28 protein-coding genes, 1 pseudogene and 1 riboswitch are annotated in these 26,564 nt (G+C 65.1%); of the genes and pseudogenes, 12 read left to right on the forward strand and 17 right to left on the reverse strand.

Features of this window, described 5'->3' with window-relative positions; genetic code table 11:
* Position 1: 1 nt before the first annotated feature.
* The 6 genes from Mrose_RS01345 to Mrose_RS01370 all read right to left on the reverse strand — a co-directional run bounded on the left by Mrose_RS01345 (position 2) and on the right by Mrose_RS01370 (position 5,078).
* Positions 2-1,321: a sensor histidine kinase gene (locus Mrose_RS01345; RefSeq protein WP_119275629.1), complete on the reverse strand. Its 1,320-nt coding sequence runs from the start codon at positions 1,319-1,321 to the stop codon at positions 2-4.
* Positions 1,318-1,974 carry a response regulator transcription factor gene (locus Mrose_RS01350; protein ID WP_119275630.1) on the reverse strand — a complete coding sequence of 219 codons (657 nt, stop codon included), beginning with the start codon at positions 1,972-1,974 and terminating at the stop codon, positions 1,318-1,320. Before Mrose_RS01350 ends, Mrose_RS01345 begins: the two co-directional genes overlap by 4 nt.
* Before the next feature lie 7 nt (positions 1,975-1,981).
* Complete coding sequence (locus Mrose_RS01355) at positions 1,982-2,635, reverse strand: phosphatase PAP2 family protein (protein ID WP_119275631.1); 654 nt, start codon at positions 2,633-2,635, stop codon at positions 1,982-1,984.
* A gap of 58 nt (positions 2,636-2,693) precedes the next feature.
* On the reverse strand, positions 2,694-3,419 hold the full coding sequence (locus Mrose_RS01360) for a polysaccharide deacetylase family protein (protein WP_119275632.1): 726 nt from the start codon (positions 3,417-3,419) through the stop codon (positions 2,694-2,696).
* A complete protein-coding gene (locus Mrose_RS01365; protein WP_208015348.1) occupies positions 3,416-4,426 on the reverse strand; it encodes a YncE family protein in 1,011 nt (336 codons plus the stop codon). The genes Mrose_RS01360 and Mrose_RS01365 overlap by 4 nt, the downstream gene beginning before the upstream one ends.
* Positions 4,427-4,691: 265 nt before the next feature.
* Positions 4,692-5,078 (reverse strand): PepSY domain-containing protein, encoded by a 387-nt coding sequence (locus Mrose_RS01370; protein ID WP_119275662.1) that lies wholly within the window; start codon positions 5,076-5,078, stop codon positions 4,692-4,694.
* A gap of 253 nt (positions 5,079-5,331) precedes the next feature.
* On the opposite strand from Mrose_RS01370, the gene Mrose_RS01375 reads away from it, so the two are divergent.
* The 10 genes from Mrose_RS01375 (at position 5,332) to Mrose_RS01415 (ending at position 17,048) form a co-directional block, all read left to right on the forward strand.
* Positions 5,332-6,432, forward strand: a complete 1,101-nt coding sequence (locus Mrose_RS01375) for an AI-2E family transporter (protein WP_119275634.1) — start codon at positions 5,332-5,334, stop codon at positions 6,430-6,432.
* Between the two features lie 50 nt (positions 6,433-6,482).
* Positions 6,483-7,316 carry an SDH family Clp fold serine proteinase gene (locus Mrose_RS01380; protein ID WP_119275635.1) on the forward strand — a complete coding sequence of 278 codons (834 nt, stop codon included), beginning with the start codon at positions 6,483-6,485 and terminating at the stop codon, positions 7,314-7,316.
* A 4-nt stretch (positions 7,317-7,320) separates the two neighbouring features.
* Entirely contained in the window at positions 7,321-8,601 is a 1,281-nt protein-coding gene (locus Mrose_RS01385; RefSeq protein ID WP_119275636.1) for an Nramp family divalent metal transporter, read from the forward strand.
* Between the two features lie 265 nt (positions 8,602-8,866).
* Positions 8,867-10,591 (forward strand): tetratricopeptide repeat protein, encoded by a 1,725-nt coding sequence (locus Mrose_RS01390; RefSeq protein WP_119275637.1) that lies wholly within the window; start codon positions 8,867-8,869, stop codon positions 10,589-10,591.
* Between the two features lie 38 nt (positions 10,592-10,629).
* A complete protein-coding gene (locus Mrose_RS01395) occupies positions 10,630-11,904 on the forward strand; it encodes a peptidase S8 and S53 subtilisin kexin sedolisin (protein WP_119275638.1) in 1,275 nt (424 codons plus the stop codon).
* A 63-nt stretch (positions 11,905-11,967) separates the two neighbouring features.
* On the forward strand, positions 11,968-13,293 hold the full coding sequence (locus Mrose_RS01400; RefSeq protein ID WP_119275639.1) for a S8 family peptidase: 1,326 nt from the start codon (positions 11,968-11,970) through the stop codon (positions 13,291-13,293).
* A gap of 109 nt (positions 13,294-13,402) precedes the next feature.
* Positions 13,403-14,113 carry a LamG-like jellyroll fold domain-containing protein gene (locus Mrose_RS01405; RefSeq protein WP_243455210.1) on the forward strand — a complete coding sequence of 237 codons (711 nt, stop codon included), beginning with the start codon at positions 13,403-13,405 and terminating at the stop codon, positions 14,111-14,113.
* Positions 14,114-14,122: 9 nt separating this feature from the next.
* Positions 14,123-15,367, forward strand: a complete 1,245-nt coding sequence (locus tag Mrose_RS01410; protein ID WP_119275640.1) for an ArsR family transcriptional regulator — start codon at positions 14,123-14,125, stop codon at positions 15,365-15,367.
* 64 nt (positions 15,368-15,431) lie between these two features.
* Positions 15,432-15,716, forward strand: a complete 285-nt coding sequence (locus Mrose_RS18530; protein WP_147371545.1) for a hypothetical protein — start codon at positions 15,432-15,434, stop codon at positions 15,714-15,716.
* A 120-nt stretch (positions 15,717-15,836) separates the two neighbouring features.
* On the forward strand, positions 15,837-17,048 hold the full coding sequence (locus Mrose_RS01415) for a S1C family serine protease (RefSeq protein WP_119275641.1): 1,212 nt from the start codon (positions 15,837-15,839) through the stop codon (positions 17,046-17,048).
* Between the two features lie 127 nt (positions 17,049-17,175).
* On the opposite strand, the gene Mrose_RS01420 is transcribed toward Mrose_RS01415, so the two are convergent.
* Genes Mrose_RS01420 through Mrose_RS01470 form a run of 11 tightly spaced genes read right to left on the reverse strand, consistent with a single transcriptional unit; the run spans position 17,176 to position 25,897 of the window.
* Positions 17,176-18,672, reverse strand: coding sequence for a MutS-related protein (locus tag Mrose_RS01420; protein WP_119275642.1), 1,497 nt, complete (start codon positions 18,670-18,672; stop codon positions 17,176-17,178).
* On the reverse strand, positions 18,669-20,222 hold the full coding sequence (locus Mrose_RS01425) for a MutS-related protein (RefSeq protein WP_119275643.1): 1,554 nt from the start codon (positions 20,220-20,222) through the stop codon (positions 18,669-18,671). The genes Mrose_RS01420 and Mrose_RS01425 overlap by 4 nt, the downstream gene beginning before the upstream one ends.
* Complete coding sequence (locus Mrose_RS01430) at positions 20,219-20,842, reverse strand: hypothetical protein (RefSeq protein WP_119275644.1); 624 nt, start codon at positions 20,840-20,842, stop codon at positions 20,219-20,221. The genes Mrose_RS01425 and Mrose_RS01430 overlap by 4 nt, the downstream gene beginning before the upstream one ends.
* Positions 20,839-21,999 (reverse strand): MFS transporter, encoded by a 1,161-nt coding sequence (locus Mrose_RS01435; RefSeq protein WP_119275645.1) that lies wholly within the window; start codon positions 21,997-21,999, stop codon positions 20,839-20,841. The genes Mrose_RS01430 and Mrose_RS01435 overlap by 4 nt, the downstream gene beginning before the upstream one ends.
* On the reverse strand, positions 21,996-22,400 hold the full coding sequence (locus Mrose_RS01440) for a hypothetical protein (RefSeq protein WP_119275646.1): 405 nt from the start codon (positions 22,398-22,400) through the stop codon (positions 21,996-21,998). Before Mrose_RS01440 ends, Mrose_RS01435 begins: the two co-directional genes overlap by 4 nt.
* A gap of 10 nt (positions 22,401-22,410) precedes the next feature.
* Positions 22,411-23,118, reverse strand: a complete 708-nt coding sequence (locus Mrose_RS01445; protein WP_119275647.1) for a metallophosphoesterase family protein — start codon at positions 23,116-23,118, stop codon at positions 22,411-22,413.
* Positions 23,115-23,456 (reverse strand): DUF190 domain-containing protein, encoded by a 342-nt coding sequence (locus Mrose_RS01450; RefSeq protein ID WP_119275648.1) that lies wholly within the window; start codon positions 23,454-23,456, stop codon positions 23,115-23,117. Before Mrose_RS01450 ends, Mrose_RS01445 begins: the two co-directional genes overlap by 4 nt.
* A 12-nt stretch (positions 23,457-23,468) precedes the next feature.
* On the reverse strand, positions 23,469-23,870 hold the full coding sequence (crcB, locus tag Mrose_RS01455) for a fluoride efflux transporter CrcB (RefSeq protein ID WP_119275649.1): 402 nt from the start codon (positions 23,868-23,870) through the stop codon (positions 23,469-23,471).
* Positions 23,871-23,878: 8 nt separating this feature from the next.
* Positions 23,879-24,298 (reverse strand): universal stress protein, encoded by a 420-nt coding sequence (locus Mrose_RS01460; protein ID WP_119275650.1) that lies wholly within the window; start codon positions 24,296-24,298, stop codon positions 23,879-23,881.
* Positions 24,270-24,719, reverse strand: coding sequence for a hypothetical protein (locus tag Mrose_RS01465; RefSeq protein WP_119275651.1), 450 nt, complete (start codon positions 24,717-24,719; stop codon positions 24,270-24,272). Before Mrose_RS01465 ends, Mrose_RS01460 begins: the two co-directional genes overlap by 29 nt.
* Entirely contained in the window at positions 24,716-25,897 is a 1,182-nt protein-coding gene (locus Mrose_RS01470; RefSeq protein WP_119275652.1) for a cation:proton antiporter, read from the reverse strand. Before Mrose_RS01470 ends, Mrose_RS01465 begins: the two co-directional genes overlap by 4 nt.
* 47 nt (positions 25,898-25,944) lie before the next feature.
* Positions 25,945-26,005, reverse strand: a riboswitch (Fluoride riboswitch).
* 75 nt (positions 26,006-26,080) lie between these two features.
* Here Mrose_RS01470 and Mrose_RS01475 point away from each other — a divergent pair.
* Positions 26,081-26,287 carry a type II toxin-antitoxin system HicB family antitoxin gene (locus tag Mrose_RS01475; RefSeq protein ID WP_119275653.1) on the forward strand — a complete coding sequence of 69 codons (207 nt, stop codon included), beginning with the start codon at positions 26,081-26,083 and terminating at the stop codon, positions 26,285-26,287.
* Positions 26,288-26,564, forward strand: a pseudogene (gene tnpA / locus Mrose_RS01480) (IS200/IS605 family transposase); the annotation flags it as partial. It lies immediately after the preceding gene.

A 26,564-nucleotide genomic window follows, 5' to 3' on the forward strand; every position in this document is an offset into this window, starting at 1 on the left:
GTCAGTGTGTGGTGCTGGCCTGCATGGGTAGCCACAGGCGAAACCGCGCCCCCCTGGGCCCATTGGCCGCCTCGACCCGGCCCCCGTGCCAGCGGGCAATGGCCGCCACCAGGGCCAGCCCCAGGCCGCTCCCGCTGCGGCGGTGTTCTACCTGGGCCTGGTAGAAGCGCTCAAACAGGTGCGGAAGCGCGGCCTCAGGGATGCCGCCGCCGGTGTCCTCCACCTCCACCAGCGCCTCGGCCCCCAGCTGGCGCAGGGTCACCCATACCTCGCCCGCCGGGGTGAACTTGAGGGCATTTTCCAGCAGGTTGCGCAGGGCCAGCCCCAGGGCCAGCCGATCCCCGGTGGCCAGGAGCGGCCTTTCAGGCAGGCTGACCCGGAGCGCAAGCCCCTTGGCCTCGAACAGGGGGAGGAGGTCTTCCGCCACTTCGGCAGCCAACTCGTTCAGGGCTACCCTTTCCCGCGCCAGCCCCTGCCCGGCCTCGGCCCGAACCAGTTGCAGCAGCTTTTCCACCAGGGCCAGCAGGCGCTGGGTGGAGCGGTAGGCCGAGTCCAGGGCCTGCGCCACCTGGGGGTCGTGGTTTTTCTCCTGGGCCTGCTCGAGCCGCCCCAAGAGCACCGTCAGGGGGGTGCGCAGCTCGTGGGCGGCATCCTGGGTGAAGCGGCGCTCGTTTTCGATGAGCTGGCCCAGGCTGGCCAGCAGGGCGTTGAAGGCCTGGCTCAGGGTGAAGAGTTCGTCGCGGGCCACGGGCAACGGCAGGGGGCGGTTCCAGCTCCGGCTCTGGGCCCGCTCCCGCGCCGCCAGGGTCAGGGTACGTACCGGACGGAGGGCCCGCCCCACCAGGAAGTAGCCCAGCGCCAGGGCCAGTCCCAGGGCCGCGGGAAACACCCAGAAGAGCACGCGCTCGAGGGCCCGCAGGCTGGCCTCGAGGCCCGCCAGGAGCCGCCCGGCCAGCAACATCCCCCCGTCTACCCGCGTTCCGCAGAAACGAAAACCGGTTGCCGCAAAGCACCCCACCCGTGGCGCAGGTGGGGGGTGGGGGGCGCGCCCCAGGCCCTCGGCCAGGCCCTTTGGGCCATAGAGCAGCAAGACCATATCGGGCGGGAGCTTTGGCAGGAGTTCGCCCTCCTGGCTGAACCCGAGCCGCCCGTTGTCGCTGTTGACCCAGGGCTGGGCCAGCACCAGCGCCTCCTGCAAACGCTGATCTAGCTCGGCCTGCAGGATGCGGGCCAGGCCCAGGCGCAGCCCCAACCCCGCTAGCAGCAAGACCCCGGCCACCAGCAGGGTGTAGAAGAGGGTCAGGCGCAGGCGGAGGCTCATCCCAGCAATTTATAGCCCAGCCCGCGCTGGGTCTCGATGGCCTCCGGAGCTAGCTTCTGGCGCAGGCGGGAGATGTAGGGGTCCAGGCTGCGCGGGTCAATGCTGGCCTCGCCCGGCCAGACGTGTTCCAGCAACAGCTCGCGGGGATAGAACTCCCCAGGGTGCAGGGCCAGGAACTCCAGGATCAGCCACTCCTTGGCGGAGAGCTCGAGCGCCGCCCCGTTCCACCAGGCCTGTTTGGCCTTGAGATCGAGGGTGAGCCGTCCCACCTCGACCCGGTTCTGGGCCACCCCCTTGGAGCGGCGCAGCAGGGCCCGCACCCGCGCCCGCAGCTCGCGCAAGTGAAAGGGCTTGACCAGGTAGTCGTCGGCCCCGGCCTCCAGGCCGCGCACCCGGTCGTCCAGGCCGTCGCGGGCGGTCAGCATCAGTACCGGAAGCCCGTCCCCGCGCCCCCGCAGGTGCTCCAGCAGGCTGAAGCCGTCCCGCCGGGGCAGGCCCACGTCCAGCACCACCAGGTCGTAGGGAAAGCCTTCCAGCAGCCCCTGGGCTTCCGCGCCATCCTGGGCCCAGTCCACCGCGTAGGGCTCGGCCTCGAGGGTCTCCTTGACCAGCGCCCCCACCTCGGGGTCATCTTCGACCAGGAGGATCCGCATAGCACCCCTACCGCGCCCTTTTGGCCCAGCGGTACCAGAGCGCCACACCCCCCACCCACAGGAAGCTCAGGGCCCAGCCCGCCAGCACGTCCGATGGGTAGTGCACCTGCAGGTAGAGCCGCGAAAGGCCCACCAGCAAGGCCCAGGGCAGCCCCAGGCCCAGCACCCAGCGGGCCAGGCGGGGATGGCCGGGCGCGAGCAGGGCATACAGGGCCAGCACCAGGGCCAGGCTGGCCATGGTGTGGCCAGAGGGAAAACTGTAGTCATGCTCCGGGGTGAGCTGCGGAAAGAGCTGGGGCCGGGTACGGGCAAAGAAGAGCTTGGAACCCAGGTTCAGGAGCATAGCCCCGCCGAAACCCAGGGCAAAAAGGGGCCAGTCCAACCGCCTCCGAAAGGCCATCAGCAAAACGAGCAAGGCTAGTCCGCCCGCCACCGGGGCCGAGGCCGAACCGGTAAAGGCCAGGGCCAGGCCGTTCCAGAAATCGCTTTGCTGCGCATGAAAAAAGGCCAGGATGGGCGCATCGAAGAAAAAGCCCTCCCGCTCGTACACATCCTCGGCCAGGCCCACAAAGGCCAGAAGGCTCAGAAACAGGAGGGCCAGTAGCCAGAGCGGGGCCAGGCGAAGGCCTTGCCGGAAAAAGTGATAAATGGGTCGGGTCATCCTGGATGCTCCTTTGGGGTTCAGGGTGTGGTCCCGGGGTTCTTGTACTCCGCGCTGTTTATCGAGCCTGGGAAGAAAGCAGCTCCGACACCGTAACAAATGCAAACCCTCGAGCTTTCAGAGCGGGAATTAACCTCTGCAGCGCCGGTATTGTCGCCGGTAGGCGCGGCCCGCCCTGCCCGTGCAAAACTATGATGGAACCGTTTTGCACCCGGCTTAGCACGTTGCGTACGATGACGTCGGGGTTGGTCTGCCCGCCATCTTCGCCTGCTGCGTCCCAGTGCACCACCCGCAGCCCCAGCCGCGCCGCCAGGGCCAGGTCGTCGGGGGTGTAGCAGCCTCCAGGAAAGCGAAAGTAGCTGCTCCTGGCCCCAAGCTGCGCCAGCAAGCGCTGGGTCTTCAGTATCTCCTCGGCTTTCTTAGCAGGTTCCACGCTGGGAAGGCCATAGCAGGGCTGGGCAAAGCCCGGGTGGCTGTAGCTGTGGTTTGCCAGCTCGAAGAGGGGGTTCTGAGCGAGCTTCCGGGCCTGCTCGGGGTAGGTCTCTATCCACAGGCCCGTCAAGAAAAAGGTGGTCTTGACCTGGTTTTGCTCGAGCAGCCGGTACAGCTCCGTGGGATTGTAGCTTTTGACCCGGCCCGTCTTGAGGTTTTGCCACATGCCATGGGTCATATCGGTATCGAAGGTCAGGGCCACCCGTGGGGCCTGGCGGGGGCCGTGGGTGATTGGGGCTGGGGCGGCCCATCCCAGCCCCAACAGCAAAACCGCCAGCGCCCACCCTCTCACCGCGTCACCCCCGTATGCCCCAGGGAGTACCGGCCCGGCTGAGGATAGACCGCCAGCCCATGGGGCCCCTGCCCCACCTTGATGCGGTGGGTCAGCCCGCCTTTGACCGGGTCGGTGTTGAAGACATAGACCTCGCCGTGGTAGCGCCCGGAAAGCCAGAGCTCCTTGCCATCGGCGGTAACCCCACCCATATCCGGGCTGCCGCCGCCGGGAATCCACCACTTGACCACCAGCTTGCGGGTAGCGAACTCGAGCACGCTCACCGAGCCTTCCCCGCGGTTGGAGATGTAGAGATAGTGGGTATCGCGGCTGGGGTAGAGCCCATGGGCGCCTTTTCCGGTTGGGATGAAACCTAGCCGCACCAACCTTTCCCCATCAATGAGGTGCACACCCCCTGCGTCCATATCGGCCACGTAGAAGATCCGCCCGTCGGGCGAGAGTTTGACGTCCTGGGGCATCCCTCCCAGGTGCAGCTTACCCAGCACCTTTTGGGCCGCTGCGTCAATCTTGAGCAGGTCTCCACTGAACTCACACGCGGCGATCAGTATGCGTCCGTCGGCACTATAGTCCATGTGGTTGATCCCTTTGCAGGGAACCTTGAGCGAGCTTTTGCGCTGCCAGGTCTGGGGATCGTAGAAGTCGAGCCTTTGCTTGACCTCGGCCACTACCAGCGCGTATTTTCCATCGGGTGTGAAGTAGAGGTTGTAGGGGTCGGGAATCCGGATGCGAGGCCCGGGCTTTCCGGTCTGGGGATCTATGGGAATGATGGTCTGGCCCACGTCGTTCACCACGTAGAGGGTCTTGAAGTCGTAGGCCGGCACCACGTGCTGGGGCACAGCGTCCACCGGATAGCTGTCCACCACCCGGTAGATCTTGGGGTCTATCAGGTAGAGCCGGTTGCCCTTCCCGTCGGGCACATAGACCCGCTCGAGGAAACCCCTTACCGCTGGGGCCAGCATTCCGGCCTGGGTAAAGGCATAGATGTTGTTGGGGTCATACGGAGGCATCCCTGGCAGGCCCGTCCGTAAGGCAGAGGATGGGTTGGAGAGGGAGCTCGAGGGCTGCGGCTGTGGCGGGGTGGCGGTCGTTGCCTGAGGCCGCGATTGGCACCCCACCAGCCCGAGGGCAAATATCAATCCACCGATTATTGGCCAAACGAGCCCCTTAGGCATAGAAAACCTCGCAGACATCTTGGGTAGTTTGGGTAAAGCTTTGGTAAATGCCCGCCGGGTGGGCCGCCCTCGAGCAGCCCACCCGTTGCGGTGAGGGGGTTTAGTCGTTTTCACCCTCGCTTTCGCCGTCGTTATCCTCCTCGGCTCCAACGGCCTCCTGGTGCAGCACCTTGCCGTTGCCCGCGTCTACCTTGACCTCCTGCCCGGCGATGACCACCTCCCAGACCAGGTAGCCGTTTTCCACTCCAAGCTTGACCTTGGTGGGGGTAGCGGTGCTGTTCAGCGCCGCCTGGGCGGCCTTGATGGCATCCTGCATGGAGACCTTGGCCATGGCCTGGTACTGCTGGGCGCTCAGGTTCTCCTGAACCCGCAGGCTGCCGGTATAGCTGGGGTGCTGGGTGCCGCTCTGCCCGGTCTGTTGGGCAAATGCTGCCAGGCTCAAGAGGGCCGATGCCGCCAGCAAGATTGCTTTTCCGTACCGTTTCATCTTTTCCTCCTTGTCGGGCTCCTGCCCGGACGTGCCCAAGGTAGCCTGCGTACCTTGCAGGAAGGTTGCAGCGCCTGAGGGTTGGATGAAAGCCACCCAGAGCGCACTACGGGCGGCGTGCTCGAGCGCTCGAAAACCCGCCAGTTTCACGTACAGACAAGCACGCTCTACCCCATCTTCTTGAGCTAAACCCAACTTCCCGGCCATTACCGTTTCTTTACCAAACCTTTAGCCATGGCCCCTAGCCTGAGGTGTGCTCGAGGGTCTGGTGGTCTTGTGGAAAAACCCCTACGTGCGAGGGCTAACCGGGCTATTGCTGCTCCTGCTGGCAGCCCGTTTCCTGTACCTGACTGCCGATCTGTGGGGGATTCTGCTGGGGGCTTTGTTGCTGGCGGCCCTGGTGCGCCCGCTGGTAGACCGGCTCGAGGGCCTCCGGCTGCCCCGTAGCCTTGCCCTGGGGGTGACTCTGCTGCTTCTGAGCCTGGGGCTTGGTCTGCTGGGGGTAGAGCTGGTGCGGGTCGCCGAGCAACTGGCCCAGTACGCCGCCACACTGCCCGGCGCGGCAGGCCATCTGGCCGACTGGTGGAACCGCTTACCCGGATGGCTGCACGCCTCTGGCCTGCCCCTCTGGCTGGTGGGAGCCCTCGAGCAAGCCTATGGCAGCCTGGGGCAGCTCTTGCAGGGCCTCTCCGCCGAGCTAATCCCGCGGCTGGGCAGTTTCGCCCAGAGCGGGCTGGTTCCGGCCCTGACCCTGCTGTTTGGCGGGGCGGTCAAGCTGGCGGCTTTTGTGGTGCTCTTTATCTACCTGCTGGCCGACGGCCCTCGCATGGGCCGGAGCCTGCTCCAGCGGTTGCCGATGTCCGGGCGGGCCTGGGCCGAGCGGAGGGTGGGTTACCTCGAGCGGGCCGTGATGGGCTACTTCCGGGGACAACTGCTGGTAGCCCTCAGCCTGGGGGTGCTGGTGGGGCTGGGCCTGGGCCTGCTGGGAGTGCCGCTGGCTTTACCGCTGGGCATGCTGGTGGGGGTTCTGGAGCTCATTCCCTACCTGGGCCTGGCCCTGGGCGCGGTGATGGTGGTGTTTGCCGCCCTCCCGCTGGGGGGGCTGATGGTGCTCAAGGCTTTGTTGGTGCTGTTGGGTGCGGCCCAGCTTGAGGGGCACCTGCTGGCCCCTCTGTTGGTGGGGCAGAGCACCTCGCTGCACCCGGTCACGGTGCTGCTGGCCCTGCTACTTGGAGAACGGCTGGCCGGGGTGCTGGGGATGTTGGTGGCGGTACCGCTGACCGCGGCCCTAAAGCTCTGGCTCGAGGACTTCTGGCCCTGGCCGCCATTACGTCAAGATAAGGGTGTCAGGTAGCGACCCGACATACCGTCCAGGCCACCCCGCAATGTAATGGAGGTTTACGCATGGAAATCCTGAACAACCTTTTCTGGCTATTTTTGCTGCTTTCGTTCCTGAGTCCCCTGTTTCAGCGGCAGATGCTGGAGCTGGCTCGAGCCCGCAGCCTCCAGGCTTTGGAGCGTCGCCGGAATAGCCGGCTCATCACCCTGATTCACCGCCAGGAGGCCATTGCCCTGCTGGGGCTGCCCCTCTCGCGTTACATTGACATTGACGACTCCGAGCAGGTCTTGCGGGCCATTCGACTCACCGACCCCCAGGTGCCCATCGACCTGGTGCTGCACACCCCAGGCGGCCTGGTACTGGCTGCCGAACAGATCGCCGAGGCCCTCCTGCGCCACCCGGCCAAAGTCACGGTCTTTGTGCCTCATTACGCCATGTCGGGGGGTACCCTGATTGCCCTGGCTGCCGACGAAATTGTCATGGACGCCAACGCAGTGCTGGGCCCGGTAGATCCCCAGCTTGGGCAGTATCCCGCCGTCTCCATTCTGAAGGTGCTGGAGCAGAAGCCCATCGATAAAATTGACGACGAAACCCTGATCATGGCCGACCAGGCCCGAAAGGCCTTGCTACAGGTTAAAGCCACCGCCAGAAACCTGTTACAAAAACACCTGGACGAAACCCAGGCCGAGGCCCTGGCCCACAAACTTTCCCAGGGCACCTGGACCCACGATTATCCCATCAGCGCCGAGGAAGCTAAAAGCATGGGCCTGCCCATTTCTACCGAAATGCCCGCCGAGGTCTACAACCTGATGGAGCTCTACCCCCAGCCCAGGGGCAACCGCCCCAGCGTGCAGTACGTACCTCTTCCCTACCGGCGCGAGGGCCCCAAGCCGAGGTAGCCGGATGCTCAACCACGGCCCCCTGAGCGACCAACAAACCCAGCAAGAGGCCCTGCGAGTACTGGAACGCCACTCCCAGAAACGTGGTCTGGCCCGAATATTGCCCTTTTTGGGCCCGGCCTTCGTAGCCAGTGTGGCCTATATGGATCCCGGCAACTTCGCCACCAACATCCAGGCCGGGGCCCAGTTCGGCTACCTGCTGTTGTGGGTGGTGCTCCTCTCCAACCTGATGGCCATGCTGATCCAAAGCCTCTCGGCCCGCCTGGGCGTTGCCACCGGGAAAAGCCTGCCCGAGGTGGTTCGGCAGGAGTACCGGCCCTGGGCACGCTATCTTTACTGGATCCAGGCCGAGTTCGCGGCCATCGCCACTGACCTGGCCGAGTTTATCGGGGCCGCCCTGGGATTCCACCTGCTGCTGGGCATTCCCCTGGTCTGGGGGGCCGTGCTGGGGGCGCTGGCCACCTTTGCGCTGCTGGGCTTGCAACGCTACGGCTTCCGCCCGCTCGAGGCGGCCATCGCCGTACTGGTGGGGGTGATCGCCAGCGCATATGTGCTGGAGCTGTTTTTCGCCCACCCCGACCCCAGGCTCGTGACCGGCTTTGTACCGCAGTTCAAGGGCAGCGAGAGCATACTGCTGGCAGTGGGCATCCTGGGCGCCACCGTGATGCCCCACGTGATCTACCTGCACTCGGCCCTCTCGCAGCAGCGCATTCCCGTCCTGGATGTTGTGCAAAAGCGTAAACTGCTGTCCTATAGCAACATGGACGTGGTGCTGGCCCTCTCCATTGCGGGCTTTGTGAACATGGCCATGCTGGTAGCGGCTGCTGCCACCTTTCACCACACGGGCCGCACCGACGTTGCCGACATCACCACTGCCTACCAGACCCTCTCTCCCCTGCTGGGGCCGCTGGCGGCAGGGGTCTTTGCCGCAGCCCTGCTGGCCTCGGGTCTGTCCTCCACCACCGTGGGCACCCTGGCCGGCCAGGTGGTGATGCAGGGCTTTGTGAGTTTCAGCATTCCCCTCTGGGTGCGGCGGCTGGTGACACTGGTTCCTTCGTTTGCGGTGATTCTCCTGGGTTTCGACCCCACCCAGGTGCTGGTCATTTCGCAGGTAGTGCTCTCCTTCGCCATTCCCTTTGCCCTGGTGCCCCTGCTCCTGTTCGTCGGCAACCCCCGGCTCATGGGCGACCTGGTGATCAGCAGACCCATCAAGGGGGTGGGCTGGCTGACAGCAGCGGTGATCATCGGGTTGAACCTGTATCTGCTCGCGCAGAGCGTAGGATAGAAGCTTAATCGAGGTTGACTCATGTCAAAAACTTTGCAGATAGCACTTTATGTTCTGGCTCTGGTTGTCGTGGTAGTTTCGGTAGATTACCTGTTTTTGAGGGACCGGTTCTGGGTTCGACTGGCTGTCAACATCGGCATTGTTCTGGCATTTGCAGCACTCTACCTGCTTTTTTTCAGAAGGCCCTGAATCAACCTCCTATAAAAGCATGCTGCGTAGTTCATTTGGGCGCAAAAGGGGAGCAGCATTTGGTAGCTTGAAAAGCATGCTCCGCACGCTAGGCGGACTACACCTTGAGGGAGAAACGTTTAGCCGGATCAAACCGCTGCTGCTGGTCGCCTATCTGGCCATTGAAGGAAGCCAGCCCCGCCGTAGATTGGCAGAGATGTTCTGGCCCGAAGCTCAGGATCCTTTGAATAACCTTTCGGTGGCCCTGAGTCAGCTTCGCCCATTTAGAGTCATTGAGGGGGAGGAGGCGCTGAGGGCAGTGATCCCCACCGATCTGGAGCCCCTGCACCGGGCCCTATGCGAAGGGCGGCTTTCTGAGGTTCGCGGGCTCTACCGGGGGGCTTTTTTGGAAGGGGTAGAGATCTCCTTGGGGGAGGAGCTAGAGGAGTGGATCTGGGATACCCGTGAACGTATTGCGCTGGAGGTGTACCGGGGCTATGTGGCGCAGGCCAGGGCCTGGTTTGCCCTGGGGTTTCCCGAGAGGGGCCAGACCCTCATGGGTGAGGCGCTGGGACTGGGTGGGGTGCGCCATGCCCTGGAAGCGCACGAACCCACCCCGCCTAGCCTCGAGCCCCTGCCGCGTGAGGTGCGCATGGCCTACTGGGCCTACTTTCTGCTACCCGGACGGGCGGGCGAGGTGTTATCGCTGAACCCCGAGGCCCTCGAGCGGCTCTACGAAGAGCGGCTCCTGGACGGAACCGGACAGGCTAGACCCCTGGAGGGGCTGACCCCCGGTACCTCAGTCGGGCTACCGATCGAGGCCCAGGAGGTAGCCCTGACCCTAGCCAGGCGGCTGCCCCTGCGAGGGGCTCTGCCTCTTTACCAGATAGGGCGGGCATTATGGAGCGCAGAGGATCAGGAGCGAGCCGGACAGGCCCTTCTAGCAGAGGCCCGGAGGATGCTTTCTGAGAACCCTGCCGAGAGCCTGCGCCTGCTGCAAGGGTTGGCCCTGGAGCCCCAGGTACAGCTCCTGCGAGCCCGGGCGCTGGAGCGGCTGGGCCGGTATCAGGAGGCTTTGGAAGCGCTGGAGGAGTCGGGTTTGCAGGGGGCCGAGGCCGCCGCCGTGCGGGGAAACCTCCTGTTTCGCCTGGGCCAGCCAGGGGCCGAGGCCCAGATCCAAGAAGCCCTGCAAGGGAGCAGCTGGGCCCAGGGAGAGGCCCTCAACCTCCAGGGCTTGCTGGCCTTCAGCCGGGGGGAGTTTGGCTCGGCGGCAGATCTGTTTGCCCGGGCGGCGGTGCGCTTCCTGGCCGCGGCGGAGACCGCCCGCCAGGTAGACGCCCTGAACAACCGGGCGGTGGCGCTGTTTGAGCAGGGCAGCCCGGAAGCCGAGGCGGTGCTGGGCGAGGCCTTGAAGGCTGCTGGCGATGTGCCTCTCCTGCAGGCTCGAGCCCTGCTCAATCTGGGGGTGGTGCGGGAGCGTCAGGGGCGCAGCGAGGAAGCCCAGCAGTTGTACCGGCAGTCCCTCGAGGCCGCGCAAAAGGCCGGGGTGCTGGAGGCGGAGGGCCGGGCCTGGAACAATCTGGGGGCGCTTTTTCACCGGCAAGGCAAGCCTGAGGAGGCCGAGGCCGCCTACCGCAAGGCCCTGGCCCTGGCCCGAGAAGGGCGGGAGTGGATGCTCACCGCAGCAGTCTTGGCCAACCTGGCCGAGCTCAGGAGCGACCCGGCGAGCCTCGAGGAGGCCATCGCCCTGCTGCAAGAGGCCCGCTACGCCGTTTTAGCCGAGCGTTACCGGGGTCGGCTGGAGGCGTTCAGACCCCGTTAAGGGTGAGTTTGCTAAGGTTTCCCGTGGAGGTAGAACCGATGAAACACACCTCTCGTCTTCTGCTCCTGGTTTTCGGGTTCTTGCTTGCGGCCTGCGGTGGGGGCAGCAGCCCGCCCCCCAGCAGCATCAGCCTCACCGTGGTGGATGACCAGAACCTGGGGTATGCGGCCAGCTACCAGCTGGGCAGCGGGGCCTGGACGGCCTTTACGCCAAACAGCAGCAACACCTATACCTTCAACCTGAGCGGCAATACCGTTTACGGCGTAGCAGTGCGCTGCAACCCCCCGGTTCCTGGCATGGCTACCGAGGTGCAGGTGATTCAGGCCGCCGCCGCGGAGTTATCCAACCCCAAGGTGACCTGCAGCGAACCTAACCCTAGCACGGTGGCCTACACCCTCAACGTGGATGTCTCGGGGGTGCCGGGGGTGGTCGCAGGGGACACGGTCACGGTCAGCGGAAAAGGCTTTGGCGCCGGGGGCAACGTGCTCAACCCGGCCAATCCGGTGGCGGTAAACCTGACCGCCCCCGCAAGCACCCAAGACCTGCTGGTGACGGTGAGCGCCTCAGGCAACCCCACCAACTACAAGGCCGCCAAGGTGCTGCGAAATGTGAACATCAGCAATGGGGGCTCGAGCAGTACCTCTCTTGCCGCAGCCGATGCCCTCGCACCGGCCAACCTCTCGGTCGGCGTTCCGAGCGGCTTTACCCCCACCTATGGCACCGCAGCGGTGATCTATCTGAGCAGTGACAACCGGGGCCTGGGCCAGGTGGGGCATGCCACCGGGATGGCAGCGGCCAGCTTCAGCTACCGCCCGGTCAGCGGGTTCGGGAGTGGGGACCGCTACGTGGCCTTCGCCGTGGCTGGGAATAGCGGCAACGTGCTGGAGCGCTACAAGGGCAGCTCCGGCGGGGCCCTTGCCCTCACCCTGCCCAACCCCTGGGCTTCGGGCAGCCTCAGCCTGAGCGCGCTGGCCCACCCCACGGTCAGTGGGCTGAGCTACGGCGGAGCCAATCTAAAAGCCTATCGGATCGAGCTGGAGGACGCCACCCTGATCTACCAGGTCACCCTGGGCAAGGGCTGGCTGGGCAGCAACACCACCTACTCCTTCCCCAACCTGGCCAGCCTGCTGAGCTATACCCCCTTTGCCAACGCCAGCAGCGTTCAGGCTTCGGTAAGCGCGCTGCTTTCGCCCAACCCCGTGCTGAGCCTGGATGAAAGCAATCCGGCCTCCTTCACCGCCACTACCGATATCGCCCTGGCCATCGCCACCGGCGCCTACACGGTGGGGGGAAGCAACCTGAGCCTCCCCTAGCCATGCCGATCTGGGTCTTGGATCTGGGAGGCGAGAGCCTTCTCCTGACCGAAGGAATACGAGATGAAGAGGGGTTTTCGGATCTTCTGGCTGGCCTGGCTGGTGCTCTGGGGCGTGGGATGTGCGCCCCAGGGCCCCTCGGTATCGCTCTCACTCTCCCGCGCGGCCATTGGAGAGGAGGTGGAGGCCCGGCTTGTGGGCCTCAGCAGCCAGGGCACGCGGGTCTACGTGGGCGGGGTAGAGGCCCTGGTCACCGGGCGTGAGGCTGGGCAGCTGCGCTTCAGGGTGCCGGGCCTGCCGGGGGGGCCCCAGCCGGTGCGGGTGGTGAGTGAAGGGCAGGAGGCCCGGGGGGTGCTCTCGGTGCTGGGCACGGTGGATCCCAGCCGGGTGCTGCTGCGGCTGCCCCTGGGCCAGACCCCCCGCCTCCCCACCGGGTTTACCCTAGTGCGGCTGGACAGCCTGCAAGGTTGTGGCTTCGCCCTGGCCGAGCTGGGCTACAGCGGCGAGACCCTGGGCCGGGCCCTGGCCGAACTCGAGGCCCAGGATCCCAGCTATAAAGCCGACCCTGAGAGCCTCTGGAGTCTGGGCGCAACCCAGGGAGGCCTGGAGGTGGGGGCCCCATTGGCCCAGAGCCGGGGCCACCGGGGCCAGGGGGTGCAGGTTGCGGTGCTGGATACCGGGGTAGACCCCGCGGTTCCCCAGCTTTCCGGGTATGACTTTGTGGAAGACGATGCCATCCCTCAGGATGCCTTCCCCGGCGGGCACGGCACCGGGGCGGCGGGGCTGGTCAAGGAGGTGGCCCCCGAGGCCGGAATCCTGCCGCTGCGGGTCTGCGACGCCGGCGGGGTCTGCCGGGCCAGCCGGGTGGTACGGGGGGTGTGCTGGGTGGTTCAGCACCGCCAGGGCCCCACCGTGCTCAGCCTGAGCCTGGGGGGTGACACCCCGGTAGAAGCCCTGAAGCTGGCCTTGCAGGCGGCTTTAGGCCAGGGCCTCCCGGTGGCTGCGGCAGCCGGCAACCAGGGCAACCAGGGCAGCCCGACCCACTACCCGGCGGCCTTTGACCTGCCAGGGCTGGTGGCGGTGGGGGCCCTGCAAGCCTCCCCGACGGGCTGGCAGCCGGCCCCCTACAGCACCCAGGGTTCGTACGTAGACCTGGCCGCGCCCGGCACGGACCTGGACTGCGTCCAGCCGGGAGGGGCAACGGGCAGCTGCACCGGTACCTCCTTTGCCACGCCCCTGGTAGCCGGGGCCATGGCCCTGTGGCTCGAGGCCCAGCCCACCCTAACCCCGGCCCAGCTTCAGCAGACCCTGCAGCAGCACGCCAAACCCCTGCCCTACCCGGCCCAGGCGGTGGGAGCGGGGATGCTCGACCTGAGCCAGGTTCCTTGAGTCGGCAATGATCCACATAACCAGCCATACAAACCACCAGAGGAGGAATCCCGTGCAGCATAAGAACGTGATCTTGGCAATGGGTTTGGGTTTTTTACTCGCCGGGCTGATGGCGGGGTGCAGCCCAGCAGCCCCGTGTACTACCGCAATCTGCCTTGTAGCCCATTGGCCTTTGAACGAGGCCCCAGGAGCCACCAGTGTGGCGGATGTGGTGGCAAACCCAATTTTTAACCAGGGCGCACCCAAACCCGGCCCCGTGGCGGCCTGGCCTAGTTTCAGCGGCCCGACCCAGGTCAGCGGGCAGGTGGGAGGGGCCCTCTACTTCCCTGGCAACGGGAATACTTGGGTTGAGGTACCTTCTACCCCAGACCTTAACCTCTCCTACGGGAGCTTATACCTGGAAGCCGGGGTGGCCCCAGTGGGGTGTGGGGCTTTAGCCTTCTATCCTGTGCTGGACAAATGGGATCAGGCCACCCAGAACGGATACGCCCTTTACCTGGAAGGAGTGAGCTCAGGAGTGGTTCGGGCGGCTTTTAGGCTGGGGAATCAAACCTTTTTTTCTAACTCCTTCTCTGCTAACTTCAATCCTCCTTCTAGTGGCACCTGGGCTAAGGTAGCGGTGAAGGTAGATGGTACTAATGGAGCCTTCTACGTAAACGGAAGCCCTGCGGGTACCTTCACTGCGCCTAGTGGTGTCACCAACAATACCCTACCGCTTTGGCTTGGGGCCTTGCACACCCAACCCTCGGGCCTCTTCTGCGAGGTCGCTCTTGATGAGATCAAGATAGGCACGATAAATCCCAGCTACAGCGGGCAATAAAGGGAATCTATGAAGCGTTTTTGGCCTCTCCTCTTGCTTCTGTCACTCCTGACCGCCTGCTCGGGCGGCGGGCCTCAGGCCCTGAACGTAACCCTGGTGGATGGGCTCGGGGAGCCCCTACAGCCCCTCGCCGGGGCCTGGCGGCTGGGCCCTCCCCCCTCTACCGCTGGCCTGCCTTGGAACGCCTTACCCCTTTCCCAGACCAGTTGGAACCTACCCATCCCCCCAGGAACCCGTTTCCAGGTGGCCTTTCGCTGTCCGAGCAGCGGTTCCACCCAGTCCTACGCCAGCCTGGACCTGAGCCGGGCGGAGCTCTCCTCGAGCCTTGTGGTGCGCTGCCCCAGCGCCTATGCCAGTCCTACCGTAACGGTTGGGGGCAGTCTGAGCCAGGCCCTTCAAAGCGGCACCGCGGCCTCCGCCCGGGGCCAGGTTTCCCTGAGCGGGGCAGCCTTTTCTGGCCTGCCCCTACCCCAAGGTATCGGGCGCGAGGTGGGGGTCTTCGGGGTAGACAGCGGGGGAACTCCGTACTTTGGTCGCACCGGCCCCATTTCCGTAGGGCCGGGCACAACCCTGGTAGGGCCCATCTCCCTGGCCGTCACCCCAACCCTAACCGTCACCGCCCCTCCCGGTTTCCTCTCCGAGGCTGGCCTGATCCTCACCACCTCCGTCCAGCTCCCCCTGGCTGCTTGGCCCGGAGGAACCCAGGGGGTGGGCCGCCCCAGCCTTTCGGCCAAAGACTTTTTCCAGTTCTGGACCTACCATGGGTTTAGTTACGCCTTCTGGCGGATGAATGCCATGGACCCGGCGGTGGCCGCTGGGGCCACGCTGAACCTCGGCGTGCCCCCCCTGAGCCTCTCGGGCAACCAGACCCACACCGCCACGGCTCTTCCCACCTTCAGCAATCTTAGCGCCGGAGGTTTCAGCCCCGGCCTTTCCTTCCTGGGCTATGCCCTCTCCCTGGAAGAGCCGGGGGTGCGCAACTGGCGGCACTACTTGAGCCCGGGAGCCCTGGGGAGCAGTTCCACCTACTACGTGGATCTGGAGAATGCCCCGGGTTTCTCCGGGGTGGTGCCTGCGTCAGGCCAGGGGGTTCAGCTGTACGCCACGGCCTTTGCCGGAAGCCAAGCCCTGAGCGCCCTTCTCGCGGCCAAGCCCATCTCCAGCGAAACCGTTACCAACCACACCCTGTTCCTGGATCGGATTTGGCCGGTGCACCTCGAGGCCACCTTCATGCAAAGCAGTTTCACCTGGTGAGCAAGCTGGGCTTGGTATCTCAACCCGCCCTTCCTACTCAAACTTACGCAAGACTTAAACAGCCGTGTCCAGGAAGGTGTACAGGTCACTCCTGTCCAGGGTCAACTTGCGAGAAATTGCGACGGAGCACAAACACACCAGAACAGGTCTGCAGTTTCAGCTTTTTCAGGTAGAGGTAGATCAGAAGGCCAAAGGTCAGATGCTGGGTGCAGGTGTTGATCTGGCGGTGACGGCAGCGGATCTGGAGTTCCCAATAGCAGATTGGGGTTGGTTCATCGCCAAACGAAAACGAATCAACCCGACCAACGAGAGCCGACAAAGCAATCCAGAAAAGCCACCCGTCGGGTGAGTTGAACTGGAAGGCTACCCCTCAGGCTTCGCTTCCAACTTGGCCGACCTTTACCGAACTTAAACCACGACCGACTACCCTTCAGACTGTGCTTGCCAGGCAAGCCAAGGAGAAACAGCCATGAAGAGCACAGTACTCAAAACCTCCAGCCTGCTGGCGGTGGCGGTGCTTTCGGGGTCGGCCTTGTGGTTCGCGTTTAGCCATGGTCAGTCCAGCACGGCCCCCAGTCCAGTCCCGAGCAGCCTCCAGGGTCTGCTGTCCGATGAACGAAACACTGTGGAGATCGCCCAGACCGCCAGCGAAGGGGTGGTCTACATCTCGGTGCGCAGCAACCCGGCAGCCAGCCTGCCCGATAACCTCCAGCCCTTTGCCCCCTTCCTGCAACCCCAGCCCCAGCAGGGCACTGGCTCGGGGTTTGTGCTCGACAAGCAAGGCCACATCTTGACCAACTACCACGTGGTGCAGGGGGCCAGTCAGATCACCGTGCGATTCAAGGACAGCCCCAAGAGCTACACCGCTAAGGTACTAGGCACGGCCCAGCCACTCGACCTGGCGGTTATCCAGGTACAGGCCCCTGCAGAGCTGCTCAAGCCCCTAGCGCTGGGCGACTCCGATCAGGTACGGGTAGGCGAGAAAACCATCGCCATCGGGAATCCCTTTGGCCTCGACTACAGCGTTTCGACCGGTATCGTCTCGGCAGTGCGCCGCAACCCCGGCGCAGTGGATGCCCTGGTGCCCACCCTGATCCAGACCGACGCCGCCATCAACCCAGGGAACTCTGGTGGGCCATTGCTCAACTCGAGGGCCCAGGTCATCGGCATCAACACCGCCATCATCTCGCCGTCCGGGCAATTTGGCAACGCCCAGAACGCTGGGGTGGGCTTTGCCATTCCCATCAACCTGGCCAAACAGTACCTCAAGCAGCTCGAGCAGGGCAAAAACATCAGCGACAAGGAGATTCTGGCCTCCCGCCCACGCCTTGGGGTATCGGTGGTACCCCTGGCCGCCTACAATCCCCAGACCCTGAAGGCCAATAACCTGCCCGAGGATGGTCTGATGGTGCAGAGCGTTGAAAAAGGCTCTCCCGCCGAGAAGGCCGGGTTGAAAGCACCCACCAAGTTCCTTCAGGTGCAGGCCCCGGATGGCACGGTACAGCAGCTGGGCCTGAACGGGGACGTTATCCAGGAGGTAAACGGTACCCCCATCCAGGACATCAACGACCTGCGGGGGGTGCTGGAAGGTGCCGCAGGCCAGCCGGTCACGCTCAAAATCTGGCGCGAGGGCCAGAGCCTGACCGTCACCGCCACACCGCAGCTCCTGGCCAGCAACTAAGCCCTGATTGCATCTTGCCCTCCCCGTTGTATCTTGCCCTCCTCGCCCCCCTCGAGAAACCTCGAGGGGGTTATTGCTTTGACCCCAGGTTTATGCGTTGTCTTGAGGGCGTGGGATCAGGAGGTCGCTAGACGGACGCAGGTTCGAAAACCTGCTGATAGACATCGGGGCCAAAGCTGGTGCTCAGGGGTTCGCCGGGCAGCATACGGTAGCTCCGGCTGCCATCGGGCTTTCGCTCGGCCCGCAGGAACACCGCATCGGGAAAGCCTTCCTCCAATAGCCTGCGCGTAAGGCTGTACATGTGGCTTACCAGGTACACCCGCACCCCCTGGGCCCGCAGCGCCCGCACCACCTGGTAGGCCACTTCGGCCCCCTCGAGCTCGTGGGTTGCCGCAAACGGCTCGTTGAGAAGCACCAAACCGCCGGGACGCAGATGATCCACAATCCGGCTCATACGCGATAACTCCTCGTCGAACTTGCCGCTTTTGAGGGTGGGATCCTCCTCGCGCTTGAAATGGGTGAAAACCCCCGCACAAAGCCCCGAAGTAAAGGCCCGGGCGCCCACGAATAGCCCCGACTGGAGCATTAGCTGGGCCTGACCCAGGCTGCGCAAAAAGGTGGTCTTGCCGCCCTGGTTGGCCCCGGTGATGACCAGCAAACCGGAGCCCATTGGCAGGTTGTTGCCTACCACAGGCCCTCCTGAGCGCAGGGCCAACGCGACATCGCCAAGCCCTTCGAAGGCACAGGTTGGCCTGGGGTCCACCACAGGGAAGCAAAGGGGTACGCCCAGGGTCTGTAGCTTCTGGTGGAGGTTCAGGGCTCCCAGGTAGAAGGCCAGCTCGGTGCGGAGCTGGGCGAAGAAGCCCAGGATGTGGTCCACCGACTGGGCCAGGGCGTTGGCGGTGGTGTTGAGGCCCCGGTCCTGGAGTTCGCGCAAAATCTGGGCCCCGCTCTCGTCGCGGGGGTGCAGGGTAAAGGTAAAGGCAGGGGGTTTTCGGGCCAGAAGCCGCCTGTACCAGGGCTCGGTGGAGGTGGGGGTTTTCAGCAGCCGGTAGTCCTCGCCTTTGTTGCCCGGCCCCAGCCTCGCCCCCAGGTGCAAACCCTCACGGAAGCGCAGGTCTTGCAGATAGCCCTGCACCTGTTTCAGGTAATCTTCGGGCAGGTCTTCTTGCACGCTGGCTATGAGCCGCCGGAAGGCCGCCGACTGAAAGCGCCCCTCCGCTGAGGCTGCCCAGGCCCGCAGTTGGTGGAGCCGCTCGAGCAGGAGACCCAAAAGCTCCAGGGCCCGCTGTAGCACCGAGCCAGGCGACCGGCCAAAGGCCCAGTGCCGAGTTTTTTTCTCGCTCAGCAGGGCTTCGCCGACCAGCTTGTAGAGGGCCTCGAGGGCAGGGGGGTTCTGGAGCGCGTCCCGAAGAACGGCCTGGCGGTAGGCCACCACCTCTGGGGCCACGCTCAGGCTGGCGAGCATGACCCGCTCGACCGCCTCGCGCACCGCCACGTCCCCCTCGGCCATAGCCGACCAGAGCACATCCAGATCCAGGTCCTGGGTCAGGTCGGCCTGCTGTTCGGCCCAAAGAGGCGTTGGTGTAAAGTCCCGGTCGGGATAGAGCAAGTGCACTTTCATGGTGATCCTCCGCCGGCAAGGGGGGTGGGGGCGGTTCGGGCCAGGCGGGCCATCAGCCGCTCGTAAGTGAGCCCATACTTCGACGCAATGGCCAGGGCATAGGCCTTGCCATCGGCAGGTCGGCGCAAGATCCGGAAGGTACGCAGGGTGGGGTCGTCGGGGCTGACCTCCGCCACCAGGCTCACGGTGTCCCGGCCTAGCGAGGCCAGCTCATCCAGAAAGGTCACCACCACCGCTAAAGCCTGGAGCCTCCGGACGCTTTCCAAAACCTCACGGCTCAAAAACCGCGCGTCCTCGAGCGAGGTTGAAGCGAACATCTCGTTAAACACGAAAAGGCTTTCAGAAGTGGCCTGCAGGAGCGCCTGCCGCACCCGCAGCAGCTCATCCTGTAGCTTGCCGCGCAATGCTTCAGCGGCCTCGACTCGTTCAAAATGGGTAAAAATCTGGTCGCAGAGGAATAGGCGGGCCTCGGTTCCGGGCACCGGCAGGCCCAGCCGGGCCAGGTGATGCACCTGACCGACCATGCGGGCAAAGGTGGTCTTGCCGCCCTGGTTGGGGCCGGTCACCACCAGAATGCGCTCCGGATCCTCTAGGTAAAAACTGTTAGGTACCACCTTGCCGCCAGCTTCTAGCTGCTGGCGGGCCAGGGCCAGCTCAAAACCCTCTCGAAGCGATTCCCACTTGTCTTGGGCAATCTCCGGAAGGCAAAAAGAGAGCCCCGCCGTCTGCAAGGGCTGAAGGTAGTCCAGATAGCTCAGGAAGAACTGTACCTCCCAATCAAGCGTGGCGAGCACAGGATCGGGAAAGCCTGGGTGGCGCAGGGTGAAGGCGGCCAGCTCGGCGAAGACCTGGGGAAAGAGCCCCACCACCCCCTCCAGAATGCGCTCCTCGATGTGGTTGAGCTGGTTCCAGTCCGAAAAGCTTACCCGGTAGTCCTTCGAGTGGCCCTGGCGGAAGCGGGCGAAAGCGGCCTCGAGCTCGGTCTGGTAGTCGGGCTCGCCGGCCCAGGCGCGCACCGTGACCCGGTCACCCTGGATGTGCAGCGTATAGCGGATGGCCGCCAGGGCCGCCTGCAAACCCTGGGCCTCCTGAGCCAGAGCCGCAAAACCCGCCGAGGCCCGGTACTGCGCGAGGAAAGCCCGCACCCGCTTCAGCCCCTCCGAGGCCAGGCTCGAGCTGTCCAAGGCTTGGCCCAGCGCCTGCGTCGAGCGCACGTAGAGCAGGGCCGCCTGCAGAAAATAGCCCTGTTGCTGGTAGGGGTTGCTAAGGGTCCGGGCCAGTTTCAACAGCCGCCTGAGCTCTTGCTGGGCCTGGACAAAGGCTCGTAGGGCCTCCCTGAGCAGGGGGTCTGCCAGATCGGCAAAGACCGCCTGGCGGTAGCGGATGGCTTCCGGATCGCGCAGGGGGGTGTAGTAGAGTGGGCGCAGGTCGAACTCGAGGCCCCCCACGGCCTTTTCCACCACCCGGTCGAGGTTTAGGTCGAAGAAGTAGGGTGGTGGCTCCATCACCAGCGAAGCAGGGGCTTCGGGCCAGAGCAGGCTGGGCGTCATGGGACCTCCTCTGAGGCGAGGGCAACCAGGGCCTGCTGGAGCCCGCCGGCCAGGGCGGCCAGGTTCGGGTCGAAGGCCCTGAGGCCATCGGCCGGGCGGGCGGCCCCTTCCAGACTCTGGCTGCGGGCCTGCTCGAGCCGCCGCAGGAGGGCGGCCACACTCAGAGCCAGCCAACGTTCGCCCTCGAAGCGCCAGGGTTCGCCGTGCTCGGCCTGCCACAGGCTTTGGGCCTGCTCTTCCAGCGGCTCCAGCGCCTCGCGCCAGACCCCCAGCGTGCGGGCCTGGTACAAGAACAACAGCGTGGCCTCGAGCGGCTCCATCTGCTCGGCAGCGCCCGGAGGGGCCAGCCGGTGGAGCAGGTTGAGGGCCGCACCCGCCTCGGCCCGGCTGCCCTGCACATGAAACTCCAGCACCTGCCGGTCGCTTTCGCACTTGTAAAGCTGGTAACGCAGCACGGCGTTCTCCCGAAGCGCCGGGCCCGCGTCTTGTGCCAGGCGGTGGTTTTGTTTTTCGCAGAAGGCCAGGTCCTGCTCGAGCTGGGCCACCCGCGCCTCCAGGGCTGCTTTTTCACTTTGCAGGCGGGCCAGGTCGGGTGGGGGCGGCCTTTGGAAGAGCTTCACGCCCGTACCTCCTTCAAGGTGGCGTAAAAACGCCACAGAAACAGCGCAGCAGCTATTTGCAGCAGCACCGCAAAGGCTACCAGATGCCGGGGGGCCAGACTGTAAAAGAAACCCATGGCCAGGCTGCCCAGCATCCAGGCCCCCCCAAACGCGGTATCGAAGAGGCCGTAGGCGCTGCCCCGGCGGGCCTGCGGGCTCAGGACGGCCACCGCCGTACGCATCAGGCTTTCTTGCAGGCCCAGCGCACTGCCCCAGAGGAGCGCCGCCAGCACCAGCACACCCAGGCCTTGCCCCAGGACGAACAACGGGGCCGCCGCCAGACTCAGCGCCGGCACCCCCCAGAGCAGCCGGAGCCCCAGGCGGTCAAAGAGGTGCCCCACCCCGTAGGCCACCAGGGCGTCGACCCCCATGGCCAGGGCGAACAGGAGCGGGATGGTGGCCGCCGGGACGGCCCGGGTTGCCTCCAGGTGGTAGGCCACCAACTGAAAGTGCGCAAACCCTGCCACCGTAAGCATGGCAAAGAGCAAATAGGCGTAGTAAGCACGGGGAAGGCTTTCCCAGTCCTGCTGCGCGGACGGCCTGGCCACCCCATCGAGCCGCCGGGCCGATAGCAGGAAGACCAGGGCCAGCAGCGCCGGCACGAGGAGTCCGGCAAACCCCAGGCGGTAACCCCCCAGGCTCACCAGCAAGGCCACCAGCAGGGGCCCTAGAAACGCCCCCGATTGATCGAGTAGCTCATGCAGGCCAAAGACCTTGCCCTGGCCCAGACGATCGCCCGCATGGGAGAGCAGCGCATCGCGCGCCGGGGTGCGCAGGCCCTTGCCCAGGCGCTCGAGAAACAAGAGCAGGGCCGCACCCCAGGCGGAGGGTGCCAGGGCCAGGGCCGGGATGGAGAGCAGGTTCAGGGCATAGCCCAGGTACATAAGCCGCCAGGGCTGGCCGCTCTGATCCACCCAGCGCCCGGCAAACAGGCGTACCAGGTAGCCCAGGAACTCGCCCACCCCAGCTACCGCCCCCACCAGCAAAGGCCCGGCCCCCAGCACCGCCAGAAAGGGCCCACTGATGCTGCGCCCGCCCTCGTAGGTGAAGTCGGCAAAGAGGCTCACCAGCCCCAGGCCCACCACCAGCCGCCAGGCTGTCTGGGTATTGGTTTTCATGCAGCCTCCCGGAGCCATAGCCAGCCTGCATCCTGCTGCCAGTAGCCAAGCCACTCCCCCCAGTCGGCCAGGGCCACGAGTGAGAGCCGCCCACCGGCCCGCCGCAGGCGGGCCCGCACCGTTTCAAGGGGAAGCCCACCCAGCACACCATCGAAGGTCGGAGGTCGCACCTCGGGCCGCGCCGCCCAGGCGCAGCCCAAGGGGGTGGGCATCAAGGCCAGTCCGCTTTGGACCACCAGGCCCAGCCGCTCGGCCAGCTCGAGGGTCTCCAGGGGCTGGTCTACGGTCGCCCGCAAGACCGGGGCGGCCTCCTCCAGCGGGGCCTCGCGCACCTCGCAGAGCCACGCCACCACCTGGTAGAGGTCGGCAGGACCTGCCAGAAACCTGAGTTGTGCTTGCATACCTCTCCTCCTAGAGCCGGGCCTCGAGGTAGAGCCGGCGCAGCTCGTGGCACACATGCTCCTCCAGCGGCAGGCGTTCCAGCGCGGCCAGCAACGGGGTGCGGTCATACTCCAGGCGACACAGGCGCACCTCGCCGTCCTCCCAGAGGGCAAAGGCAGTACGGGGATCGCCGTCCAGGGGCTGCCCCACCGAACCAGGGTTGATCACCACCAGCTCTCCTACCCGGCGCACCAGGGGCAGGTGGGTGTGACCGACCAGCAAGAGATCGGCCTTCACCCCGGCGCAAAGCGCGGCCAGCAAGGGCCTGTCTGCGTCGGGGCGCAGGCGATAATCGTAGAGGGGGTCGCTTGGGGTGGCGTGCACCATGGCCACCCGAACGCCCGACAGCTCCCAGGTGAGCTGCACCGGCAGACTGCGCAGGAGGGCCATCTGGGAAGCGGTGAGTCGCTGGCGGGTCCATTCGGCAAGCGTCCGGGCCAGCCTGGCTTTGGCCGGGGCGGCTTTGGGGTCTTGCCGAAAGGCCACTGCCTGGTCGTGGTTGCCCCGCACCGCCACCGCGCGTCGGCTGGTCAGCCAGTCCAGCACCGCGCCGGGCTCGGGCCCGTAGTTCACCACATCGCCGGCCACCAGTACCGCGTCCACCGGCCCCACCCTCCGCTCTATGGCCTCCAGGGCCCAGGGGTTGGCGTGGATATCGCTCAGCAACAAGAGCCTCATGACCGCTCCTTGGGCAGGTAGCGGATTACCTCTACCTTTTCCATGGTGATGAGCCCCTCCTGCACCATCTGATCCAGCACCAGCAGGAACTCGCGGATTTTCTCCTCGGCGTCTACAATTTCCACCAGCACCGGCAGGTCTTCAGCGAGCTGAAGAATTTTGCTGCTGTGGATGCGCGAGTGGGCCCCATACCCTTCAAAACCTTTGAACACGCTCACCCCCGCCAGCCCGAAGCGCCGGGCTTCGATCACAATCGCCTCGTGCAGCGGCTTGCCGTGCCAGTGGTCGGCCTCACCGATGAATATTCGGAGTAGCTTGGCTTCACCTTGCAGTTTCATGCAGACCTCCCTCTAGGCCACCATCCGTCCTCCCAGGCTGTAGCCCAACCAGGTCAGCAAGAGGCCCAGCAGCAGGCTCAGTTGGGTATAGAGCATCCAGGAAACCCACTGTCGGTCCTGCAACAACCCCAAGGCTTCCCAGCTCAGGGTGGAAAAGGTGGTGAAGCCCCCACAAAAGCCCATCGCCAGGAGAAAACGGCCCTCCTGCGAAACCGCGCCCTCGGCAGAGAGCCGCAGCACCAGGCCAATCAAAAAGCTGCCGAGCAGGTTGACGGTCAGGGTGCTCCAGGGAAAACCGCTGCCCAGGCCACTCTGGATCAGGCTGCCCAGACCATAGCGGAGCACCGAGCCCACCGCACCCCCCAGAAAGATGAGCAGATAGCGGTTGGAGAAAAAACTCTGCCAGAAGCTCATCCCAGCCCTCACTGCACCACCATCACCGGGCAGGGCGCATAGCGCAGCACCCGTTCCGAGACCGAGCCCAGCATCCAGCGCTGCACCGGCGTGAGCCCGCGCCGTCCCAGCACCATCAAATCGGCCCCTTGCTCCTCGGCGTAGCGCATCAGCACCTCAGCCGGATGCCCCACCCGGCGGTGCAGGTGTAGCGCCACCCCATGTTTGTGGGCGGCGGCCCGGGCCCAGCTAAAGGCCTCGCTGAGGGCGGCCTGGGCCTGGTTCAGGGCTCCTTCCACCTCGCCCTCGAGCTCGGCAAACTCCGGAGGCCGCACCACCGCCACCGCATGCACTTCCCCTTGAAAGGCCCGGGCCAGCTCGAGGGCCTCCAGCAGGGCCTTGCGCGAGGATTCCGAGCCGTCAAACCCCACCACGATTCGCCTGAACATCCTCCACCTCCGTCAAAATGTTCTCGATTCGCTCTAGACCCCGCTCGAGCAACGACAACCGAACCTCCAAAAAGCCCGCCACCTCCGGTTTGAGCGGCCCGTAACTGCTCAGATGGGCCGGGCGTAGCTCCTCCAGGTTGGCCCAGTGGGCCGAAAGACCCGCCCAGATCAAATCAAACCGGTCGTGCCGAACCGGCTCCAGGGCCAGCAAGCGGGCCACTTCGCCCACCTGCCCCCGCAGCCCCTCCGCCACCTTCACGATGCTCTCCGCCCGCTCGTGGCTTTGCAGGGCGTTGGTCTCCTGGTACAGGTGCCCCACCAGGGGCTCCTCGGTCAGGGCACGCTCGAGCAAGAGCAGGTACTCCTCCAACTCGGCCAGGGCCAGCGAGAGTACCCGGCGGTGGTTCTCGGTCAGCCTCACGCCGCCACCTCCTGGGTGGATTTGGGCACCTGCTCCAGGTGCCGCCTCGGCAGGAAGAAGCGGTTGGCCAGCCAGGTAGGCACCACCGCGCTGGCGATTACCGCCGCGACCAGGTAGGAGTACTGCGCCGCGCTGATGATGCCGTGGCTCAGGCCATACAGGGCGCTGATGGTGCCGAAGGTCAGCCCGGTGCTCATCAAGAGGGTGGTGTACATGGACTCCCCCTGCGGGTAGCGGTAGCGGTGGGTCACCGGAAAAACGCCCACGAACTTGGTGAGCATCTTGCCCAACAGCAGCGCCGCAAAAACCCCAAAGCCGCTCACCAGCACCGGCATCTGCACCAGCGAGCCAGCCCGGATGAAATAGAAGGGGGTCAGGAAACCGAAGGTGAGGGTGCGCAAGCGGCGCACCAGGGCGTGATCCTTGCCCACCGTGCCGGCCAGCACCATGCCCACCAGATAGGCCGGTAGCACCGCCTCGGAGCCACTCCAGACCGCCAGCCCCCCCAGCGCAAACAGGGCAAAGAGCAGAAACTTGGCCTCGAGCTCGCTGGTACGCCCCCCATACTTTTGGAAGAAGGGCCCGGTAACCTTCAAAAGTACAAACAGCCCCCCCGCCAGGCCCAGGGCAAAAAGCAGGGTACGCAGGCCAAACGGCGCAAAGAGCAGCCCCAGGGCCACCACCGTTGCTAGGTCGTTCACAAAGCAGGCCGCCAGGATGAGTTTGCCGTAGGCGGTTTTGTTGAGGCCCAGCTCGAGCATGACCGCATACACCACCGCCACGCTGGTAGTGGAGAGGGCCACCCCGGCCAGCCAGGCCGGCTGTGCGGCCCACCCCAGGAGGTAGTGGGCAATGGCCGCCACCCCCAGGAAGGGGGCCAGAAAAGCGGCCAGACCCAGCACGGTGGCCTCCTTCCAGCTTTTGCGGAAGGCTTCGGGCTCGAGCTCGGCCCCGGCCAGAAAGGTCAGCACGATGCTCCCCACCCCGGCCAGAAAAACAATCCAGCCCTGCTCAGCCCCCAGCACCTTGGGCCCCAGGGCTGCCCCCACCCCGAGCTGCGCCGCCACCCCTACCACAATCTCGGTCAGGGCCACCGACAAACCTAACCAGATGGAAAGCAGGGTAGCCAGAAGGGCCAGCCCCAACCAGAGCGCCGCCGAAAACCAGATATTCTCCATGCCTGTCCTCCCTGTGGTCGGGGCAGGTAAGAGAAACCCCTACCCCTTTTGGAGTAGGAGCTATCAGCCCTGGGGGCGGTTATGGCGAGCTCCATCGCCTTTGAAACCAGTATGGGGGCCTGGGGTAAAGAATTGGTAAAGATCGGGACCAACGCAGTAACTGATGGGTGATACGATAAAGTCATGAAACAGCAGTTCACGGCTCATCTGTGGCGTGAGGATAACCTGTGGGTAGCCCAGTGCCTCGAGGTGGACGTGGCCAGCCAGGGAACCAACGAGGAAGAGGCCCTACAAAATCTGCGGGAGGCCCTGGAACTATACCTCGAACCCCCATTGCCAAACCCTTTGCCCTTGCTGCGCAAGGTGGAGGTAGAGCTTGGGGTCGCTTAGGTGCGCGAAAGGCTGATGCAGGTATTCCGGGAGGCCTGCTTGATGAGGGACTGGGCAGTGCTAGGCATGGAGGTCATGCCCGACCACGTGCACCTTTTCCTTTCTGTACCGCCCAAGTGGGCACCCTCGGCCGTGGCGAAGATACTGAAGGGCGTGTCGGCCCGGCGCATCCTGCAAGAGTTCCCAAGGCTACGGCGGGGCAAGGGCGGCGGTCATTTGTGGACACCCTCCTTCTACGTGGGCAGCGCCGGGAATATCTCAGCCCAGACTATTCAGC

The organism is Calidithermus roseus (assembly GCF_003574095.1).
In the GTDB taxonomy this organism is placed as follows: domain Bacteria; phylum Deinococcota; class Deinococci; order Deinococcales; family Thermaceae; genus Calidithermus; species Calidithermus roseus.